Raw genomic sequence first — 20,263 nt, forward strand, 5'->3', positions numbered from 1 at the left:
ACCAGTGACAACGATCACCCCCGAATCCGGGAACCACGCGTCCGCCGCCCCCGAGGCCGGGCCCTCGCTTCGCGAGCGGCCCGCCGGGCCCGGTACGCTCACCGCCGTGCCCCACGCTGATCAGCCCAGAACCACCCAGAACGACGCACCGGCAGCGCCGCCGGGAGCGCCACGCCCCCTGTCCGTGCGCCCGACCCCCCTCGGCGAGCTGGCGGAGCTGCTCGGAGTGGAAGTCCCCGGCGCGCAGACCCGGATCACCGGCATCACGCACGATTCCCGTGCCGTGCGCCCCGGAGACCTCTACGCGGCCCTGCCGGGCGCCAAGCTGCACGGCGCGGACTTCGCCGCGCAGGCGGCCGCCCTCGGCGCCGCCGCCGTGCTGACCGACCCGGCCGGCGCGGAGCGCGCCGCGGCCACCGGACTCCCGGTCCTCGCCGTCGCCGACCCGCGCGGCCGGATGGGAGAACTGGCCGCCGCGGTCTACGGAGGGCCGGGCGAGGCCCTGCTCCAGATCGGCATCACCGGCACCTCCGGCAAGACCACCACGGCGTACCTCGTCGAGGGCGGCCTGCGCGGCGCCGGACGCCGGACGGGGCTCATCGGCACCGTCGAGATGCGCGTCGGCGACGAGCGGATCAAGTCCGAGCGCACCACCCCCGAGGCCACCGACCTGCAGGCGCTCTTCGCGGTCATGCGCGAACGCGGCGTCGAGGCCGTCGCCATGGAGGTCTCCAGCCACGCCCTGGTGCTCGGCCGGGTCGACGGCTGCGTCTTCGACGTGGCCGTCTTCAACAACCTGAGCCCGGAGCACATGGAGTTCCACTCCGACATGGAGGACTACTTCCAGGCCAAGGCGCAGCTCTTCACCGAGCGCCGCGCCCGCCTCGGCGTGGTCAACATCGACGACGAATACGGCCGCCGCCTCGCCAAGGAGTCGCCGATCCCGGTCGTCACCTTCTCCGCCGCGGGCGACCCGGCCGCCGACTGGCGGGCCGAGGACGTGGTCTCGCACCACATGGACTCGACCCTGACCCTGGTGGGTCCCGCGGGCGAGCGGGTACGGGCCACCGCCCCGCTGCCCGGCCCGTTCAACGTGGCCAACACCGTCGCCGCCGTCGTCACCCTCGCCGCCGCCGGCCTCGACCCGCAGACCGCCGCCGACGGCGTCGCCGCGGTCCCGGGGGTGCCCGGCCGGCTGGAGCGGGTCGACGCGGGACAGCCGTACCTGGCCGTCGTGGACTACGCGCACAAGACGGACGCCGTCGAATCGGTGCTGCGGGCCCTGCGCGAGGTCACCACCGGCAAGCTGCACGTCGTACTCGGCTGCGGCGGCGACCGCGACACCACCAAGCGGGCCCCGATGGGCGCCGCGGCCGCCCGGTTCGCCGACACCGCCGTACTGACCTCCGACAACCCGCGCTCCGAGGACCCCCTCGCGATCCTCGCCGCGATGTTCCGCGGTGCCGTGTCCGTGCCGCCCGCCGAGCGGGGCACCGTCCTGGTCGACGCCGACCGGGCGGCGGCCATCGCCGCCGTCGTCGCGCGCGCCGAGGCGGGGGACACCGTGCTGGTGGCCGGCAAGGGCCACGAGCAGGGCCAGGACACCGCGGGCGTCGTACGCCCCTTCGACGACCGCGCGGTCCTGCGCGCGGCCATCGAGACCCAAGCACGCCAGCGTCCCCGACAGGCCGAGGTGAACCAGTGATCGCCCTCTCCCTCGCCGAGATCGCCGACATCACCGGCGGGCAGCCCCACGACATACCGGATCCGTCCGCCGTGGTCACCGGCCCCGTGGTCTACGACTCCCGCGAGGTCGAGGCCGGCAGCCTGTTCGCCGCCTTCGTCGGGGAGCGGGTGGACGGCCACGACTATGCCGAACGCGCCCTGGCCGCCGGCGCCGTGGCCGTCCTCGCGACCCGGCCCGTCGGTGTCCCGGCCATCGTCGTCCCCGACGTGGTGGCCGCCCTCGGAGCGCTCGCCCGAGCCGTCGTCGAACGGCTGGGCACCGACGTCGTGGCCCTCACCGGCTCCGCCGGCAAGACCTCGACCAAGGACCTGATCGCCCAGGTCCTGCAGCACCACGCGCCGACCGTGTGGACCCCCGGGAACCTCAACAACGAGATCGGCCTGCCGATCACGACGCTGCGGGTCACCGAGGACACGCAGCACCTGGTCCTGGAGATGGGCGCCCGCGGCATCGGCCACATCAGCTACCTCACCGGACTGACGCCCCCGCGGATCGGCCTGGTCCTCAACGTCGGCACCGCACACATCGGGGAGTTCGGCGGCCGGGAACAGATCGCGCAGGCCAAGGGCGAGCTCGTCGAGGCCCTGCCGTCCGAGGCGGAGGGCGGCATCGCCGTCCTCAACGCCGATGACCTGCTGGTACGTGCCATGGCCGGGCGCACGAAGGCCCGTACGGTGCTGTTCGGCGAGGCCGAGGACGCCGAAATCCGGGCCACCGAAGTCCGGATGACGGACAGAGGACAGGCTTCCTTCACATTGCGAACACCGACCGGGTGCAGCGACGTGACCTTGCGGCTGTACGGTGAGCACCACGTGTCGAACGCGCTCGCCGCGGCCGCCGTCGCCCACGTGCTGGGCATGACCGTCGAGGAGATCGCCACCGCGCTCTCCGGGGCGGGCAGCCTGTCCCGGTGGCGGATGGAGGTCACCGAGCGGGCGGACGGTGTGACGATCGTCAACGACGCCTACAACGCAAACCCCGAGTCCATGCGGGCCGCACTGCGCGCACTCGCCGCGATGGGCGGCGCCGGCAAGGCGCACGGGGGCCGCACGTGGGCGGTGCTCGGCCCGATGGCCGAGCTCGGAGACGACGCGCTCGCCGAGCACGACGCGGTCGGACGGCTTGTCGTCCGGCTCAACGTGAGCAAGCTGGTCGCGGTCGGGGGCAGGGAAGCCTCCTGGCTGCAACTGGGCGCATATAACGAGGGTTCGTGGGGTGAGGAGTCGGTGCTCGTGTCCGACGCGCAGGCGGCGGTCGACCTGTTGCGCAGTGAACTGCGCCCGGGAGACGTCGTGCTGGTGAAGGCTTCCAGGTCAGCCGGTCTGGAGCGGGTGGCCCAGGCCCTGCTCGACGGCGAGGTCGCCGGCCGATGAGGCAGATCCTGTTCTCCGGAGTCATCGGACTCTTCCTCACGCTCATCGGCACCCCGCTGCTGATCAAGGGTCTGGCCCGCAAGGGCTACGGCCAGTTCATCCGGGACGACGGGCCGCGCGGCCACGCCGGGAAGAAGGGCACGCCCACCATGGGCGGCATCTCCTTCATCCTGGCCACGCTGATCGCGTACGCCCTCACCAAGGTGATCACCGGAAGCCAGCCGACCTTCTCGGGCCTCCTCGTCCTCATGCTGATGGCGGGCATGGGCGTGGTGGGCTTCCTCGACGACTACATCAAGATCGTCAAGCAGCGTTCGCTCGGTCTCCGGGCCAAGGCCAAGATGTCCGGCCAGCTGATCGTCGGCATCGCCTTCGCCGTGCTCGCGCTGCAGTTCAAGGACGCGCGCGGACTCGCCCCGGCCTCCACCAAGCTGTCGTTCGTCACGGACTTCGGCTGGTCGATCGGCCCGGTGCTGTTCGTGGTCTGGGCGCTGTTCATGATCCTGGCGATGTCCAACGGCGTGAACCTGACCGACGGCCTCGACGGCCTGGCCACCGGCGCCGCCGTGATGGTCTTCGGCGCGTACACCTTCATCGGCGTCTGGCAGTACCAGGAGTCCTGCGCCAACGCGCAGACCCTGACCAACCCGGGCGCCTGTTTCGAGGTGCGCGACCCACTGGACCTCGCGGTCGTCGCCGCCGCCCTGATGGGCGCCTGCTTCGGCTTCCTGTGGTGGAACACCTCGCCCGCCAAGATCTTCATGGGCGACACCGGTTCGCTGGCCCTCGGCGGCGCGCTCGCCGGCCTCGCGATCTGCTCCCGCACGGAGTTCCTGATGGCGCTCCTCGGCGGCCTCTTCGTCCTGATCACCATGTCGGTCGTCATCCAGGTCGGCTCCTTCAAGCTGACCGGCAAGCGCGTCTTCCGGATGGCGCCGCTCCAGCACCACTTCGAACTCAAGGGGTGGTCCGAAGTCCTGGTCGTCGTCCGGTTCTGGATCATCCAGGGCATGTGCGTGATCGTGGGCCTCGGAGTCTTCTACGCGGGATGGGCAGCCGACAAGTGACCGCCTGGCAGGGCAAGAACATCACCGTCGCCGGCCTCGGCGTGAGCGGCATCAGCGCCGCGCGTGCCCTGGCCGGGCTGGGTGCGCGGGTGACCGTCGTCGACAACGGGGACGGCGACGCGCAGCGTGCGCGGGCCGCCGAGCTCGCGGAGCTGGGCATCGAGGTCCGCCTCGGCAGCCTGGACGGCGGCGCCCGGGCGGGAGAGGTCCTGCCCGAGGGGACGCACCTCGTGGTCACCTCGCCCGGCTGGAAGCCCGACAGCCCGCTGTTCGCGGCCGCGGCCGCAGCCGGTGTGGACGTCGTGGGCGACGTCGAGATCGCCTGGCTGCTTCGCGAGGCCGCCGAGGACCAGCGTGCCGCCCGGACCGGCGAGCCCCGCAGGGAGCCGGCTCCCTGGCTCGCCATCACGGGCACCAACGGCAAGACCACCACCACCCAGATGCTCGCCTCGATCCTCAAGGCGGCCGGGCTCCGGACGGTGGCCGTCGGCAACATCGGCACCCCGATCATCGACGTGGTGCTCGGCGAGGAGCGGTACGACGTACTCGCCGTCGAGCTCTCCAGCTACCAGCTGCACTGGGCGCCCTCGGTGCGCCCGCACTCCGCGGCCGTCCTGAACCTGGCCCCCGACCACCTCGACTGGCACGGCTCCATGGAGGCGTACGCCGCCGACAAGGGCCGGATCTACGAGGGCAACACGGTCGCCTGCGTCTACAACGCCGCGGACAAGGCCACCGAGGACCTGGTCGTGGGGGCGGACGTGGAAGAGGGCTGCCGGGCCATCGGCTTCACCCTCGGAGCTCCCGGCCCCTCCATGTTCGGCGTCGTCGACGGCATCCTCGTCGACCGGGCCTTCGTGGAGAACCGGCAGAAGAACGCCCAGGAACTCGCCGAGGTCGCGGACGTCAACCCGCCGGCCCCGCACAACATCGCCAACGCCCTCGCCGCCGCGGCCCTGGCCCGCGCCTTCGGCGTGGAACCGCGCGCCGTCCGCGACGGACTGCGCGACTTCCGGCCGGACGCCCATCGGGTCAGCCACGTGGAGGAGGTGGGCGGGGTCACGTACGTGAACGACTCCAAGGCCACCAACACCCACGCCGCGGAAGCCTCCCTGGCGGCCTTCGAGCCGGTCGTCTGGATCGCCGGCGGCCTCGCCAAGGGCGCGACCTTCGACGAGCTCGTACAGAAGGCGGCGAAGCGGCTGCGCGGCGTCGTACTGATCGGCGCCGACCGTGCCCTGATCGCCGAGGCACTGGCGCGACACGCCCCGGAGGTCCCGGTCGTGGACCTCGCACGGACCGACACTGGGGCGATGCTCGCGGCGGTCCGGGAAGCGGCCCGGCTCGCGGAGCCCGGCGACACGGTTCTGCTGGCACCTGCCTGCGCCTCGATGGACATGTTCGCGAACTACGGCAAGCGTGGGGACGCGTTCGCCGACGCGGTGCGCGAACTGGCCGCCGAGCAGGCCTAGGAACACCCCCGGGGTCCGGTCCGATCCAGGGCAGGTTCCCTCCGGCCGACCGGCTGCTCGCCTCGTACGAGTTGGAGGGGAAGATCACAGATGCCGGCCAAGCAAGTGCTGCCGGGGCGGCGGCCGTCAGCCGACAAGTCCGCCAAGGCTGCCCAGACCGCCAAAGAGGGCAAGGGCGCCAAACCCGGCGTACCCAGGGGGCCCAGGGCCGGCAGGGCGCTGGGCCGGGGGCGCCCGGCGGCGCGTCCCGGTCGGCCCGCCGGGGGCGGCCCGCTGACCCGGCTGCGGCGTACGCAACGGCAGTTGCGCCAGGCCTGGGACCGGCCCCTCACGGCGTATTACCTGATCTTCGGCAGCTCGCTGCTCATCACCGTGCTCGGCCTGGTGATGGTCTACTCGGCCTCCATGATCAAGGCGCTCCAGCTCGGCCTGGGCGACGCGTACTTCTTCAAGAAGCAGTTCCTGGCGGCCCTGATCGGCACCGGACTGCTGCTGCTCGCCTCCCGGATGCCCGTCAAACTCCACCGGGCCCTGTCCTATCCGGTGCTCACCGGCACCCTCTTCCTGATGGTCCTGGTCCAGGTGCCCGGGATAGGGGTGTCGATCAACGGCAACCAGAATTGGATCTCCCTTGGCGGTCCGTTCATGCTCCAGCCCAGTGAGTTCGGCAAACTCGCCCTCATCCTCTGGGGCGCCGACCTGCTGGCGCGCAAGGGCGACAAGGACCTGCTGAGCCAGTGGAAACACCTGCTGGTGCCGCTGGTCCCGGTCACCTTCCTGCTGCTCGGGCTCATCATGCTGGGCGGGGACATGGGCACCGCGATGATCCTCGGAGCCATCCTGTTCGGCCTGCTGTGGCTGGCCGGGGCCCCGACGCGGATGTTCGCGGCGGTACTGGCCTTCGTGGGCGTGCTCGTCGCGCTGCTCATCAAGACCAGCCCGCACCGCATGGACCGGCTCCAGTGCATCGGGGTGACCGAGCTGCCCGAAAACGGGCTGTGCTGGCAGGCCGTCCACGGAATCTACGCCCTCGCATCGGGCGGATGGTTCGGTTCCGGGCTGGGTGCCAGTGTGGAAAAATGGGGGCAACTGCCAGAGGCCCACACCGACTTCATCTTCGCCATCACCGGCGAGGAGCTGGGTCTGGCGGGGACGCTGTCGGTGCTCGCCCTGTTCGCGGCCCTAGGCTATGCGGGTATCCGCGTGGCCGGACGCACGGAGGACCCCTTCGTACGGTTTGCCGCGGGAGGCGTGACCACCTGGATCACGGCGCAAGCCGTGATCAACATCGGTGCGGTGCTCGGTCTGCTGCCGATCGCCGGGGTCCCGCTCCCGCTGTTCTCCTACGGCGGGTCGGCCTTGCTGCCGACCATGTTCGCGGTCGGACTGCTCATCGCCTTCGCGCGTGAGGAGCCGGCGGCACGGGCGGCGCTCGCGATGCGGAGGCCCAAGAACGGCCGGCCGCGGACCGGGCAGAGATGGAAGTCGATGAGACGGCGCGTCAAGACGCGTCCGTCCGGAGAGCGGTGATTTTCCGTGCATGTCGTACTCGCCGGTGGGGGGACCGCCGGCCACATCGAGCCGGCGCTCGCCCTCGCGGACGCCCTGCGCAGGCAGGACCCTTCCGTGGGCATCACCGCCCTCGGCACGGAACGCGGACTCGAAACCCGCCTGGTGCCCGAGCGCGGCTACGAGCTGGGACTGATCCCGGCCGTTCCGCTGCCCCGTAGGCCCACGCCCGAGCTGATCACCGTCCCAGGACGGCTGCGCGGCACCATCAAGGCCGCGGAGGAGATCCTCCTGCGCACCAAGGCCGACTGCGTCGTCGGCTTCGGCGGCTACGTGGCCCTGCCCGGCTACCTCGCGGCCAAGCGCCTCGGGGTGCCGATCATCGTCCACGAGGCCAACGCGCGGCCCGGACTGGCCAACAAGATCGGCTCCCGGTACGCGTTCGCCGTCGCGGTCTCCACCCCGGACAGCAAGCTGCGCGGCGCCCGCTACGTGGGCATCCCGCTGCGCCGTTCCATCTCCACCCTCGACCGGGCGCTGGTCCGCCCGGAGGCGCGCGCCGCCTTCGGCCTGGACCCCAACCTGCCCACGCTGCTGGTCTCCGGCGGTTCGCAGGGCGCCCGCCGCCTCAACGAGGTGATCGAGCAGGTCGCGCCGACCCTCCAGCGCTCCGGGGTCCAGATCCTGCACGCGGTCGGCCCGAAGAACGAACTGCCGCGTGTCGACAACATGCCCGGGATGCCGCCTTATGTGCCGGTACCGTACGTGGACCGGATGGATCTCGCGTACGCCGCCGCGGACATGATGCTCTGCCGCGCGGGCGCGATGACCGTCGCCGAACTGTCCGCCGTCGGGCTGCCCGCCGCCTACGTCCCGCTGCCGATCGGCAACGGCGAACAGCGGCTCAACGCCCAGCCGGTGGTCAAGGCCGGCGGCGGCCTGCTCGTGGACGACGCGGAACTGACACCCCAGTGGGTGCTCAGCCAGGTCCTCCCGGTCCTGTCCGACCCGCACCGCCTGTACGAGATGTCCCGCGCGGCCGCCGAGTTCGGCCGCCGCGACGCCGACGAGCTGCTCGTCGGCATGGTGTACGAGGCGATCGCAGCCAACAGAGCCCGCTGACGCGGGAAGCACCGACGCAGGAGGCACAGGAGTGGCCGGAGCGAGCACCGCGCAGCGTGGCGGTCCGGGAGCCGCCGGGAAGGGCTCCGGCCCCCTCAAGCGGCTGGGGTCCCCGAAGGCCCCGAAGCCGCCCAAGGGATCCGGCCCCGGGGGACCCCGCGGGCCGCGCCCCGGCGGGCGGCTTCCGGGAAGGCTGAGCCGGGGACCCCTCGTGGTCGCCGGCCTGGTCCTCGCGCTGCTCCTGGCCGCCGGCTGCACGTGGGTGCTCTACGGGTCCTCCTGGCTCCGGGTCGAGAAGGTCACCGCGGCCGGCACCGAGGTCCTGACCCGGGAACAGGTGCTGGCGGCGGCGGCCGTTCCCGTCGGCGCACCCCTGGTGTCCGTGGACACCGACGAGATCGAAGCCCGGCTCCGCGGCCGCCTGCCCCGTATCGATTCGGTCGATGTGGTGCGGGCCTGGCCGCACGGAATCGGGCTGAAGGTGACGGAACGCAAGCCCGTTCTGCTCATCAAGAAGGACGTGCAGTTCGTGGAAGTGGACGCTTCCGGTGTGCGATTCGACACGGTCGGACAAGCGCCGAAGGGTGTTCCGCTCCTCGAACTGAGCTCCCAGCAGTCTCCGAGCGGCCGCCGTTTCGACGAGGAACGGCTGCTGCGCGAGGCCGTCGTCATCGCCGGCGTCCTCCCGGAATCCGTCCGCAAGGAGACCGTGCAGGTCACGGTCCGGTCCTACGACTCGGTGGTACTGGAGTTGACCGGCGGCCGGTCGGTGGTCTGGGGGAGCGGGGAACAGGGCGAGGCGAAGGGCCGCGCGCTGACGGCACTCCTCAAGGCCTCGCCCAAGGCCGGACGATTCGACGTGAGCGTCCCCACCGCCCCGGCGGTGTCCGGTAGTTGACGTCTGGTCGAACAGCGTCGCACCCTGGTTGGCCACCGATACGGGTGATCACATAGGGTGAAAAGAAAAACGGGAGGTTCGGCGTGTTCGTTGAACACGCGCTACTTGTCGACTTAGTGTCCTGTTCGGAAGAGTCCAAGGAACAGACACACTCATAACCCTAAACTTCAGGGTTAGGGTTCGGGTCGGCGTGTACGGACCGTCCCAATTTCGGCATCAGTCGTCGCACCGCAGGCCCGCGAGGCGAACGACACGTAACTCGAGGCGAGAGGCCTTCGACGTGGCAGCACCGCAGAACTACCTCGCAGTCATCAAGGTCATCGGTGTCGGCGGCGGTGGTGTCAATGCCATCAACCGAATGATCGAGGTCGGTCTCAAGGGCGTCGAGTTCATCGCCATCAACACAGACGCCCAGGCGCTGTTGATGAGCGACGCCGACGTCAAGCTCGACGTCGGCCGGGAACTCACCCGGGGTCTCGGCGCCGGGGCCAACCCGGATGTCGGTCGCAAGGCGGCAGAGGACCACCGCGAGGAGATCGAGGAGGTCCTCAAGGGGGCCGACATGGTCTTCGTCACCGCCGGTGAAGGCGGCGGCACCGGAACGGGCGGCGCACCTGTCGTCGCCAACATCGCGCGCTCGCTGGGCGCCCTGACGATCGGTGTGGTCACCCGGCCGTTCACCTTCGAGGGCCGGCGCCGCGCGAACCAGGCCGAGGACGGCATCGCCCAGCTCCGCGAGCAGGTCGACACCCTCATCGTCATCCCCAACGACCGCCTGCTGTCCATCTCGGACCGCCAGGTCAGCGTCCTCGACGCCTTCAAGTCGGCGGACCAGGTCCTGCTGTCCGGCGTCCAGGGCATCACCGACCTCATCACCACCCCGGGTCTGATCAACCTCGACTTCGCGGACGTCAAGTCCGTGATGTCCGAGGCGGGCTCGGCCCTGATGGGCATCGGCTCGGCCCGCGGCGACGACCGCGCGGTGGCCGCCGCCGAGATGGCGATCTCCTCGCCTCTGCTGGAGGCGTCCATCGACGGAGCACGCGGCGTCCTCCTCTCCATCTCCGGTGGCTCGGACCTCGGTCTCTTCGAGATCAACGAGGCCGCGCAGCTGGTGAGCGAGGCCGCGCACCCCGAGGCGAACATCATCTTCGGAGCCGTCATCGACGACGCGCTCGGCGACGAGGTACGGGTCACCGTCATCGCGGCCGGGTTCGACGGCGGACAGCCCCCGGCCCGCCGCGACAACGTCATCGGCGCGGCCTCCACCAAGCGCGAGGAGCCGGCTCCGGCTCCGGTCCGTGCCGCCGAACCGGCCCGCCCGGCCTTCGGCGGACTCGGCTCGGTCACCCCGCGCGAGGAGCCGGTCCGCAGCGAGCCGGTCCCGGTCGCCGAGGCTCCGGCCCCGCAGGTCCCGACGGCCCGGCCGTACCAGGACAGCCCGGCCGAGGAACTGGACGTTCCGGACTTCTTGAAGTGACCCTGGAGCAGTACAGCGAGAGCGGCGCCCACTTCGCCTTCACCGACCGGTGGGGCGGGGTGAGCGCCGTTCCGTACGAGGAGCTCAATCTCGGCGGCGCGGTCGGAGACGACCCGGCCGCCGTTCGCGCGAACCGGGCCGCCGCGGCGAAGGCGCTGGGCATCGCGCCGGACCTGGTGGTCTGGATGAACCAGGTGCACGGCCGGGACGTGGCGGTGGTCGACGGCCCGTGGCACAGCACCGATGGAATTCCACCGGTGGACGCGGTGGTGACCGCCCGTCGGGGGCTCCCCCTCGCGGTCCTCACCGCCGACTGCACGCCCGTCCTGCTGGCCGACCCCGTCGCCGGCATCGCGGGAGCCGCCCACGCCGGGCGGCCCGGGCTGGTCGCCGGAGTCGTGGGCGCCGCCGTCGAGGCGATGGTCTCGCTCGGAGCCGACCCCGCGCGCATGGTGGCCCGTACCGGACCGGCGGTGTGCGGGCGCTGTTACGAGGTTCCCGCCGAGATGCGGGCGGCGGTCGCCGAGGTGGTGCCGGCCGCGTACGCCGAGACGAGCTGGGGAACACCGGCCGTCGACGTGGTGGCCGGAGTGCACGCGCAGCTCGCGGAGGCGGGGGTGGCCGACCTCGGCCGGTCCCCGGTCTGCACACTGGAGTCGCGGGACCACTTCTCGTACCGCCGCGACCGGATGACCGGGCGGCTTGCCGGATATGTCTGGTTGGACTGAAGAATGACGGATCGTAAGTCCGAGCTCGCCGAGAACCTCGCGCGGGTGGAGGAGCGGATCGGGGCCGCCTGCGCGGCCGCCGACCGCAAGCGGGAGGAGGTGACCCTCATCGTGGTCACCAAGACCTACCCGGCGAGCGACGTACGACTGCTGGCGGACCTGGGTATCCGTCACGTGGCGGAAAACCGGGACCAGGACGCGGCCCCCAAGGCCGAGGCCTGTGCGGATCTGCCGCTCAGCTGGCACTTCGTCGGCCAGTTGCAGACGAACAAAGTCCGTTCCGTGGCCGGATACGCGCACCTCGTGCAGTCCGTCGACCGGCCCAAGCTCGTCACGGCCCTCTCGGCGGCCGCGGAAGGAGCCGGACGGGAACTGGGCTGCCTGGTGCAGATCGCCCTCGACGCCGAGTCGGGCGAACGGGGGGCCCGCGGCGGTGCGGCGCCCGAGCAGCTCGCCGAGTTGGCGGACCTCGTGGCGGCGGCTCCCGGACTGCGCATCGACGGGCTCATGACGGTCGCTCCGCTGGCCGGGCGCTACGCGGGACGCGAACAAGCGGCCTTCGAGCGGCTGGTGGAATTGTCATCCCGCCTGCGCGCGGACCATCCGGCTGCCACGATGGTGTCGGCCGGGATGAGCGCAGACCTGGAACAGGCCGTTGCGGCCGGTGCGACACATGTACGCGTCGGCACTGCGGTACTCGGCGCGAGACCCCGGCTCGGGTAACGTCGCGAAGAAAGTCGGACCACAGCAGAAAATATGGTCATTTCCGCTGATGAGCGGACAGGCCACGTGGATCGCGGGCAGTTGGTGACATTCGTGACACGGCGATACACCTGCGACAGGGCGATCCACCACAGAGCGGAGGACTCAGAGAATGGCCGGCGCGATGCGCAAGATGGCGGTCTACCTCGGCCTCGTGGAGGACGACCGGTACGACAACCCGGGGTACGACCCCGACGACGAGTTCGAACCCGAGCCGGAGCCGGAACGGTCGCGCGACCGGGACCGCCGACAGCAACCCGTTTCGCATCAAACGCCCGTATCGGACGAACCGGTACGAGTTGCCCAGCCCCCGGCACCAAGGGAACCCATCCCAATGCCGGTTGAAAACGGACGTCCTGCGCGAATCGCCCCCGTGGCGTCCATCACACCCGAACGCTCGAATCTGGAGAAGAACGCCCCCGTGATCATGCCCAAGGTCGTCTCCGAGCGGGAGCCGTACCGCATCACGACGCTGCACCCCCGGACCTACAACGAGGCCCGTACCATCGGGGAACACTTCCGTGAGGGCACTCCGGTGATCATGAATCTCACGGAGATGGACGACACGGACGCGAAGCGTCTGGTCGACTTCGCCGCAGGCCTCGTCTTCGGTCTGCACGGCAGCATTGAACGCGTGACACAGAAGGTGTTCCTGCTGTCTCCTGCTAACGTCGATGTCACGGCGGAGGACAAGGCCCGCATCGCGGAGGGCGGGTTCTTCAACCAAAGCTAGACCGATCCGTCAGATACGGGACCGGGTACAGAGCGGAAGCAGGGGAGAGGGAAGCGCGGGATGGGCGTAGCACTGCAAGTGGTTTACATCGCGCTGATGTGCTTCCTCATCGTGCTGATCTTCCGACTGGTCATGGACTACGTGTTCCAGTTCGCACGTTCATGGACACCCGGCAAGGCGATGGTGGTCGTTCTGGAGGCCACCTACACTGTCACCGATCCACCGCTCAAGCTTCTTCGGCGGCTCATCCCGCCGTTGCGTCTCGGGGGCGTGGCACTCGACCTGTCCTTCTTCGTTCTGATGATCATCGTTTACATCCTCATCAGTTTCGTGAGCACCGCTGCGAGAAGCGTGTGAACGATGAGCTTCCCCGCAGGCGCGGGGACAGTCCCGATACGGTCCTGCCGACTGCCGACGACTACGTAGAGGTGAAGAAGACATGCCGCTGACTCCCGAGGACGTGCGGAACAAGCAGTTCACGACCGTCCGCCTGCGAGAAGGCTATGACGAGGACGAGGTCGACGCCTTCCTCGACGAGGTCGAGTCCGAACTGACGCGCCTGCTGCGCGAGAACGAGGACCTGCGCGCCAAGCTGGCGGCCGCCACGCGTGCCGCCGCGCAGAACCAGCAGCAGGGCATGCGCAAGCCCGAGCCCCAGGACCAGCGTGGCCCCGGCGCCCCCGTGCCCGCGGCCATATCCGGCCCCCCGCAGCAGCAGCCCCAGATGGGTCCGCCGCAGCTTCCGGGTGGCCCGCCCCAGCTTCCGGCCGGCCCCGGCGGGCACGGCCAGCAGGGTCCCGGCCCGATGGGCGGCCCCATGCAGCAGCACACCATGGGTGGGCAGCAGCAGATGGGTCAGCAGGGCATGGGCCAGCAGGGTATGGGCCAGCAGGGTATGGGCCAGCAGGGTATGGGCCAGCAGGGTCCCGGCCCGATGGGCAACCCCATGCAGCAGCAGTCCATGGGTGGCCAGAACCCGCTCGGCCAGCAGATGGGCCAGCCCATGGGGCAGCAGATGCAGCCGATGGGTCAGCAGATGCAGCCCATGGGTCAGCAGATGCACCAGCAGCCGCAGCAGCTTCCGCAGCAGGGTCCCGGTGGCGACAGCGCCGCCCGCGTCCTGTCGCTCGCGCAGCAGACCGCCGACCAGGCGATCGCAGAGGCCCGCTCCGAGGCCAACAAGATCGTCGGCGAGGCCCGGTCGCGCGCCGAGGGCCTGGAGCGGGACGCCCGCGCCAAGGCCGACGCGCTGGAGCGGGACGCGCAGGAGAAGCACCGCGTCGCGATGGGCTCCCTGGAGTCCGCCCGCGCCACGCTGGAGCGCAAGGTCGAGGACCTGCGGGGCTTCGAGCGTGAGTACCGCACCCGTCTGAAGTCCTACCTGGAGTCGCAGCTGCGCCAGCTGGAGACGCAGGCCGACGACTCGCTGGCTCCGCCGCGGAACCCCGCCGGTCCCGCGCTGCCGCCGTCGCCGACCCCGTCGATGGCTCCGGCCGGTGCGATGCACTCCATGGGTGGTCCGTCGATGGGCGGCCCGTCGCCGATGGGTGGTCCGTCCCCGATGGCCCCCTCCTACGGTGGCGGCCAGCAGCAGATGTCCCCGGCGATGACGCAGCCGATGGCTCCGGTGCGGCCGGCTGCTCCGCAGCCGATGCAGCAGGCGCCGTCTCCCATGCGGGGCTTCCTGATCGACGAGGACGACAACTAAGCGGTAGCCCGTCGGCAGACGGTCGGGCCGGGCCCGGTTCCCCTTCGGGGGCACCGGGCCCGGCCCGTTTTCGTGCCCCGGCCCGTTTTCGTGCCCCGGCCCGGTGGCGGGCGCCGCTGCGCGGGGCTGGGTCCCCTACCCGCCCTTTGCCCGTTCCCTGGGGCTCCGCCCCAGACCCCGCGCCTCAAACGCCGGCGAGGCTGGATTTGCCTCAGCGCCGGGTCCGGGCAGCGCCCGGGGAACGGTGGAAGGGCGGGTAGGGGAAACGCGAAGCGGCCCGCACTCCCCGGCAGGGGGATACGGGCCGCTTCAGCCCGGGGGCTACGCCTTGCGGAGGCGGAAGGTCAGGCCCAGGGGCTCGTCCTCGAACGGGTCGCCGTACGACGCGTCCGCCTCGCCCGAGGCGTAGTCCGTGGCCAGGACCTCGTCGGCGATGAGGGACGCGTGGTCCGTCAGGGCCGTCACCAGCTCCGGGTCCGACGTGGACCAGCGCAGGGCGATCCGGTCCGCGACGTCCAGACCGGAGTTCTTCCGGGCCTCCTGGATCAGGCGGATCGCGTCACGGGCCAGGCCCGCCAGACGGAGCTCCGGGGTGATCTCCAGGTCCAGGGCGACCGTCGCGCCGGAGTCGGACGCCACCGACCAGCCCTCGCGGGGGGTCTCCGTGATGATGACCTCCTCCGGGGTGAGGGTGACGGGCGCGCCGTCCACCTCGACCTCGGCGGAGCCGGAGCGCAGGGCCAGGGACAGCGCCGCCGCGTCGGCCGCGGCCACCGCCTTCGCCACGTCCTGCACGCCCTTGCCGAAGCGCTTGCCCAGCGCACGGAAGTTCGCCTTGGCCGTGGTGTCGACCAGGGAGCCGCCGACCTCCGAGAGGGAGGCCAGCGAGGAGACGTTCAGCTCCTCCGTGATCTGGGAGTGCAGCTCGGGGGAGAGGGTCTCGAAGCCCGATACGGCGACCAGCGCGCGGGACAGCGGCTGGCGGGTCTTCACGCCCGACTCGGCCCGCGTCGCGCGGCCCAGCTCCACGAGGCGGCGTACCAGCAGCATCTGCCGGGACAGCTCCGGGTCGATCGCCGAGGCGTCCGGGACCGGCCACGTGGTCAGGTGCACCGACTCCGGGGCGTCCGGGGTGACCGGGACGATCATGTCCTGCCAGACCCGCTCCGTGATGAAGGGGGTGAGGGGGGCGAGGAGGCGGGTGACCGTCTCCACCACCTCGTGCAGGGTGCGCAGCGCGGCCGCGTCGCCCTGCCAGAAGCGGCGCCGCGAGCGGCGGACGTACCAGTTGGAGAGGTCGTCGACGAAGGAGGAGAGGAGCTTGCCGGCGCGCTGGGTGTCGTAGGACTCCATCGCCTCCGTGACCTCGGTCGTCAGGGTGTGGAGCTCCGAGAGCAGCCAGCGGTCGAGGACCGTGCGGTCCGCGGGCGCCGGGTCGGAGGCCGACGGGGCCCAGTTCGACGTCCGGGCGTACAGGGCCTGGAAGGCGACCGTGTTCCAGTACGTGAGGAGCGTCTTGCGGACGACCTCCTGGATCGTGCCGTGGCCGACGCGGCGCGCCGCCCACGGGGAGCCGCCGGCCGCCATGAACCAGCGGACGGCGTCCGCCCCGTGCTGGTCCATCAGCTGGATCGGTTCGAGGGTGTTGCCCAGGTGCTTGGACATCTTGCGGCCGTCCTCGGCGAGGATGTGGCCCAGGCAGACCACGTTCTCGTAGGAGGACTTGTCGAAGACGAGGGTGCCGACCGCCATCAGCGTATAGAACCACCCGCGCGTCTGGTCGATGGCCTCCGAGATGAACTGCGCCGGATAGCGCTTCTCGAAGATCTCCTTGTTCTTGTGCGGGTAGCCCCACTGCGCGAACGGCATCGAACCCGAGTCGTACCAGGCGTCGATGACCTCCGGCACGCGGACGGAGGTGAGGGTGCAGCCATCGGCCGTGCAGGGGAAGGTGACCTCGTCGATGTACGGGCGGTGCGGGTCCAGACCCGACTGGTCCGTGCCCGTCAGCTCGCTCAGCTCCTTGAGGGAGCCGACGCAGGTGAGGTGGTTCTCCTCGCAGCGCCAGATGGGCAGCGGGGTGCCCCAGTAGCGGTTGCGGGAGAGCGCCCAGTCGATGTTGTTGTTCAGCCAGTCGCCGAAGCGGCCCTGCTTGACGGAGTCCGGGAACCAGTTGGTCTTCTCGTTCTCCCGCAGCATCGCGTCCTTGACGGCGGTGGTGCGGACGTACCAGGACGGCTGCGCGTAGTAGAGCAGCGCGGTGTGGCAGCGCCAGCAGTGCGGGTAGCTGTGCTCGTAGGCGATGTGCTTGAAGAGCAGGCCGCGCGCGTCGAGGTCGGCGGTCAGCTTCTCGTCGGCCTTCTTGAAGAAGACGCCGCCGACCAGCGGGACCTCCTCCTCGAAGGTGCCGTCGGCGCGGACCGGGTTCACGACGGGCAGGCCGTACGAGCGGCAGACCGCGAGGTCGTCGGCGCCGAAGGCGGGGGACTGGTGGACCAGACCGGTGCCGTCCTCGGTCGTGACGTACTCGGCGTTCACGATGTAGTGGGCGGGGGCGGGGAACTCGACCAGGTCGAAGGGGCGCTGGTACGTCCAGCGCTCCATCTCCTTGCCCGTGAAGGTCTGGTCGGTGGCCTCCCAGCCCTCGCCGAGGGACTTCTCCAGCAGGGGCTGGGCGACGACGAGCTTCTCTTCGCCGTTCGTCGCCACGACGTAGGTGACGTCGGGGTGTGCGGCCACCGCGGTGTTGGAGACCAGGGTCCAGGGGGTGGTCGTCCAGACGACCAGCGCCGCCTCGCCCGCGAGGGGGCCGGAGGTCAGCGGGAAGCGGACGTAGACCGAGGGGTCGACGACCGTCTCGTAGCCCTGGGCCAGCTCGTGGTCCGAGAGGCCGGTGCCGCAGCGGGGGCACCAGGGGGCGACGCGGTGGTCCTGGGTGAGCAGGCCCTTGTTGAAGATCTCCTTCAGCGACCACCACACGGACTCGACGTACTCGGGGTCCATGGTGCGGTAGGCGTCGTCGAGGTCGACCCAGTAGCCCATCCGGTTCGTGAGCTCGGTGAACGCGTCGGTGTGGCGGGTCACGGACTCGCGGCACTTGGCGTTGAACTCGGCGATGCCGTACGCCTCGATGTCCTTCTTGCCGTTGAAGCCCAGCTCCTTCTCGACGGCGAGCTCGACGGGCAGGCCGTGACAGTCCCAGCCGGCCTTGCGGGCCACGTGGTAGCCGCGCATGGTGCGGAACCGGGGGAAGACGTCCTTGAAGACGCGGGCCTCGATGTGGTGCGCGCCGGGCATGCCGTTCGCGGTGGGCGGGCCCTCGTAGAAGACCCACTCGGGGCGTCCCTCGGACTGCTCCAGCGTCTTGGCGAAGGTCTTGCTCTCGCGCCAGAAGTCGAGGACCGCGTGCTCAAGGGCAGGCAGGTCGACCTGGGCGGGTACCGGGCGGTACTGCGGCGGTGTGGTCATGAGGCTGAACTCTTCCTCCGGCGGGGTGTCACTTCCGTCCGGAGGGACGAGAGCCGCCCTCGTTTCCAAGGACCTGCTGCTCCCGCGGTACCACCCTCCTTGGCCTCCGGACCTGTGGTCCGAGGGCCCCCTCATTGGGGTGCGAAGCCGGTTCTACTCGCCCTACGGGAATCCCCGTGGGCTTTCTTCCGGCGGCTCCGGGGTGATCCTTCGCATCGCGCTCGCCCCCGGGCTCTCACCGTCCCCGGGTCGCTCCTGGCTGCGTCCGACGCTACTCGTCCCCATCCATGCCTCTCGCTGGGCCCAGTGTACGGGCCGGGGGGCTGGTCGGCAGACCGGTTTGCGGGGCGTGGCGCGGGGGTGCGGACGGGGGTGCGGGCGGGGCGCGGACGGGGGTCTGGAATGACCCGAATGGGCCGACGGGCCGTTTCGGGGTGCGGTGGGGCGGGTGGGGCGGATTACCGGGCTCCCTGCTGGGCACAACGGATGCAGGTTGACCTCGATGGACGCGTGCCCCGTTGCCGCGGGGCCGGAGTCGATTTATCGTTCCGGCACGATTCGCGAGCAATGATCACAGTATGTGAAGGGGCCGCGGCCATGGTGGCGAAGAAGACCGCCGGGAGTACTGCCAAGAAGGCTGTCGGGAAGGCTGCGGAGAAGCCGGCGAAGGAGCCGGAGACGGAGGTGGCGGCCCCGGATCCGGAGGCCGGACCGGTGGACGGGGCCACCGCCGGGAAGAAGGCGGCGGCCGCGAAGAAGACGGCAGCTGCGAAGAAGGCGGCCGCCGTCAAGAAGACGGCCGCGAAGAAGGCCACGGCCAAGCCGGCCGGGGCCGAGGGGGCGGCGCAGGCCGCGCACGAGACGGGAGCCCGGAAAGTGGTTGCCAAGAAGAGCACCGGCACGGCCAGGAAGACGGCCACGGCCGCGACCAGCGGGCTGCCCAAGGCGCGGGGCGGGGCGGGCCTGGCGCCCGGCGAGCTCGCCGTACGGCCCGGCGAGGACCCCTGGACCCCGGCGGAGGTGGCGGATGCGCGGGCCGAGCTGGAGAGCGAGGTGCTGCGGCTGCGCGCCGAGCTCCAGGCCTCCGACGCGGCCATCTCCGGGCTGATGCGGGACTCCGGTGACGGCGCGGGTGACGACCAGGCCGATACCGGGACCAAGAACATCACCCGGGAGTCCGAGCTCGCCCTCGCCGCGAACGCCAACTCGATGCTGGAGCAGACCGAGCGCGCGCTGGAACGGCTGGAGTCGGGCACGTACGGCCTCTGCGAGAACTGCGGCCGGCCCATCGGCAAGGCGCGGATGCAGGCCTTCCCGCGGGCCACGCTGTGCGTGGACTGCAAGCAGAAGCAGGAGCGGCGGCACTGAGCGGCGGCTGAGCGGGCCCCGGGCGGGCGCCGGAGGGGCCGGGGCCGGCGCAGGCGGCCTCCGTCGGCCTCCACCCGGCCTCCACCTGGGCGGCGGCCGGGGCGGCGGCCGGAGGGTGCCCTGACGTACTCTCGTGTCTCGTCAGGGTCCAGGAACCTGGCGGGTCGGTCGGCGCCGTGCCGTCCAACAACCTGGTTCGAGCTAGTTCGAGGGACTCACGTGGCAGAGGCGGAGCGCATCATCGGTACGCCGGAGGTCGGGGACGACGGCGCCCAGCCGGAATCCGCCGCGCCCAAGGGGCAGCGGCGGATCGTCGCGCTGCTCGTCGTGGCGCTGATCGCCTATCTGGTCGACCTGGGCAGCAAGATGCTGGTCGTCGCGAAGCTGGAGCACCAGCCGTCGATCCAGGTCATCGGAGACCTGCTGAAGTTCGACGCGATCCGGAACCCCGGCGCCGCCTTCGGCTTCGGCGAGGCCTTCACGATCCTCTTCACCTGCATCGCCGCCACCGTCATCGTGGTCATCGTGCGGCTCGCGCGGAAGCTGTACAGCCTGCCCTGGGCGATCGCGCTGGGCCTGCTGCTGGGCGGGGCGCTGGGCAATCTGACCGACCGGATCTTCCGCTCGCCGGGCGTCTTCCGCGGAGCGGTCGTCGACTTCATCGCACCCGCCCACTTCGCGGTGTTCAACCTCGCGGACTCGGCGATCGTGTGCGGCGGGATCCTGATCGTGCTGCTGTCGTTCAAGGGCCTCGACCCGGACGGCACCGTCCACAAGGACTGATCCGGCAAGGCGTCCGAGGACTGATCGCGGGAATGGTCTCCTGTC

General features: G+C 70.9%; 16 protein-coding genes. 15 read left to right on the plus strand and 1 reads right to left on the minus strand.

What is annotated here, in order from left to right:
- Positions 1 to 4: 4 nt before the first annotated feature.
- The 13 genes from AC061S_RS34340 (at position 5) to AC061S_RS34400 (ending at position 14,599) form a co-directional block, all read left to right on the plus strand.
- Positions 5 to 1,705: a UDP-N-acetylmuramoyl-L-alanyl-D-glutamate--2,6-diaminopimelate ligase gene (locus AC061S_RS34340; protein WP_478689795.1), complete on the plus strand. Its 1,701-nt coding sequence runs from the start codon at positions 5 to 7 to the stop codon at positions 1,703 to 1,705.
- Positions 1,702 to 3,120 carry a UDP-N-acetylmuramoyl-tripeptide--D-alanyl-D-alanine ligase gene (locus tag AC061S_RS34345; RefSeq protein ID WP_478689796.1) on the plus strand — a complete coding sequence of 473 codons (1,419 nt, stop codon included), beginning with the start codon at positions 1,702 to 1,704 and terminating at the stop codon, positions 3,118 to 3,120. Before AC061S_RS34340 ends, AC061S_RS34345 begins: the two co-directional genes overlap by 4 nt.
- Positions 3,117 to 4,187, plus strand: a complete 1,071-nt coding sequence (mraY, locus tag AC061S_RS34350; protein ID WP_478689797.1) for a phospho-N-acetylmuramoyl-pentapeptide-transferase — start codon at positions 3,117 to 3,119, stop codon at positions 4,185 to 4,187. The genes AC061S_RS34345 and mraY overlap by 4 nt, the downstream gene beginning before the upstream one ends.
- Positions 4,169 to 5,659 carry a UDP-N-acetylmuramoyl-L-alanine--D-glutamate ligase gene (murD, locus tag AC061S_RS34355; RefSeq protein WP_478689798.1) on the plus strand — a complete coding sequence of 497 codons (1,491 nt, stop codon included), beginning with the start codon at positions 4,169 to 4,171 and terminating at the stop codon, positions 5,657 to 5,659. Before mraY ends, murD begins: the two co-directional genes overlap by 19 nt.
- Before the next feature lie 90 nt (positions 5,660 to 5,749).
- A complete protein-coding gene (gene ftsW, locus AC061S_RS34360) occupies positions 5,750 to 7,189 on the plus strand; it encodes a putative lipid II flippase FtsW (protein ID WP_478689799.1) in 1,440 nt (479 codons plus the stop codon).
- Positions 7,190 to 7,195: 6 nt separating this feature from the next.
- Positions 7,196 to 8,290 (plus strand): undecaprenyldiphospho-muramoylpentapeptide beta-N-acetylglucosaminyltransferase, encoded by a 1,095-nt coding sequence (gene murG / locus AC061S_RS34365; RefSeq protein WP_478689800.1) that lies wholly within the window; start codon positions 7,196 to 7,198, stop codon positions 8,288 to 8,290.
- 31 nt (positions 8,291 to 8,321) lie between these two features.
- On the plus strand, positions 8,322 to 9,188 hold the full coding sequence (locus AC061S_RS34370; RefSeq protein ID WP_478689801.1) for a cell division protein FtsQ/DivIB: 867 nt from the start codon (positions 8,322 to 8,324) through the stop codon (positions 9,186 to 9,188).
- A gap of 280 nt (positions 9,189 to 9,468) precedes the next feature.
- Positions 9,469 to 10,668 (plus strand): cell division protein FtsZ, encoded by a 1,200-nt coding sequence (gene ftsZ / locus AC061S_RS34375; protein ID WP_243330151.1) that lies wholly within the window; start codon positions 9,469 to 9,471, stop codon positions 10,666 to 10,668.
- The gene (gene pgeF / locus AC061S_RS34380; protein ID WP_478689802.1) at positions 10,665 to 11,396 is read left to right on the plus strand and encodes a peptidoglycan editing factor PgeF; all 732 of its coding nucleotides are present in this window, start codon (positions 10,665 to 10,667) and stop codon (positions 11,394 to 11,396) included. The genes ftsZ and pgeF overlap by 4 nt, the downstream gene beginning before the upstream one ends.
- A 3-nt stretch (positions 11,397 to 11,399) precedes the next feature.
- Positions 11,400 to 12,119 (plus strand): YggS family pyridoxal phosphate-dependent enzyme, encoded by a 720-nt coding sequence (locus AC061S_RS34385; protein ID WP_478689803.1) that lies wholly within the window; start codon positions 11,400 to 11,402, stop codon positions 12,117 to 12,119.
- Positions 12,120 to 12,270: 151 nt separating this feature from the next.
- Positions 12,271 to 12,891 (plus strand): cell division protein SepF, encoded by a 621-nt coding sequence (locus AC061S_RS34390; RefSeq protein WP_243330182.1) that lies wholly within the window; start codon positions 12,271 to 12,273, stop codon positions 12,889 to 12,891.
- Between the two features lie 60 nt (positions 12,892 to 12,951).
- On the plus strand, positions 12,952 to 13,248 hold the full coding sequence (locus AC061S_RS34395; RefSeq protein WP_112450285.1) for a YggT family protein: 297 nt from the start codon (positions 12,952 to 12,954) through the stop codon (positions 13,246 to 13,248).
- A gap of 82 nt (positions 13,249 to 13,330) precedes the next feature.
- The gene (locus AC061S_RS34400) at positions 13,331 to 14,599 is read left to right on the plus strand and encodes a DivIVA domain-containing protein (protein ID WP_478689804.1); all 1,269 of its coding nucleotides are present in this window, start codon (positions 13,331 to 13,333) and stop codon (positions 14,597 to 14,599) included.
- Between the two features lie 321 nt (positions 14,600 to 14,920).
- Here AC061S_RS34400 and ileS read toward each other — a convergent pair whose 3' ends face one another.
- Entirely contained in the window at positions 14,921 to 18,067 is a 3,147-nt protein-coding gene (ileS, locus tag AC061S_RS34405; protein ID WP_478689805.1) for an isoleucine--tRNA ligase, read from the minus strand.
- Between the two features lie 597 nt (positions 18,068 to 18,664).
- Between ileS and AC061S_RS34410 the strand changes: the two genes are divergently transcribed.
- Positions 18,665 to 19,435: a TraR/DksA family transcriptional regulator gene (locus tag AC061S_RS34410; protein WP_478689806.1), complete on the plus strand. Its 771-nt coding sequence runs from the start codon at positions 18,665 to 18,667 to the stop codon at positions 19,433 to 19,435.
- Positions 19,436 to 19,654: 219 nt separating this feature from the next.
- Positions 19,655 to 20,218, plus strand: coding sequence for a signal peptidase II (gene lspA / locus AC061S_RS34415; RefSeq protein ID WP_478689807.1), 564 nt, complete (start codon positions 19,655 to 19,657; stop codon positions 20,216 to 20,218).
- The last annotated feature ends 45 nt before the right edge of the window (positions 20,219 to 20,263 follow it).

This window comes from Streptomyces sp. CA189 (assembly GCF_056428985.1).

Coding starts and splice junctions, on each gene's coding strand:
- mraY (WP_478689797.1), top strand. CDS start 3,117: ATGAGGCAGATCCTGTTCTCCGGAGTCATCGGACTCTTCCTCACGCTC.
- murD (WP_478689798.1), top strand. CDS start 4,169: ATGGGCAGCCGACAAGTGACCGCCTGGCAGGGCAAGAACATCACCGTC.
- ftsW (WP_478689799.1), top strand. CDS start 5,750: ATGCCGGCCAAGCAAGTGCTGCCGGGGCGGCGGCCGTCAGCCGACAAG.
- AC061S_RS34385 (WP_478689803.1), top strand. CDS start 11,400: ATGACGGATCGTAAGTCCGAGCTCGCCGAGAACCTCGCGCGGGTGGAG.
- AC061S_RS34390 (WP_243330182.1), top strand. CDS start 12,271: ATGGCCGGCGCGATGCGCAAGATGGCGGTCTACCTCGGCCTCGTGGAG.
- AC061S_RS34395 (WP_112450285.1), top strand. CDS start 12,952: ATGGGCGTAGCACTGCAAGTGGTTTACATCGCGCTGATGTGCTTCCTC.
- AC061S_RS34400 (WP_478689804.1), top strand. CDS start 13,331: ATGCCGCTGACTCCCGAGGACGTGCGGAACAAGCAGTTCACGACCGTC.
- ileS (WP_478689805.1), bottom strand. CDS start 18,067: ATGACCACACCGCCGCAGTACCGCCCGGTACCCGCCCAGGTCGACCTG.
- AC061S_RS34410 (WP_478689806.1), top strand. CDS start 18,665: ATGGTGGCGAAGAAGACCGCCGGGAGTACTGCCAAGAAGGCTGTCGGG.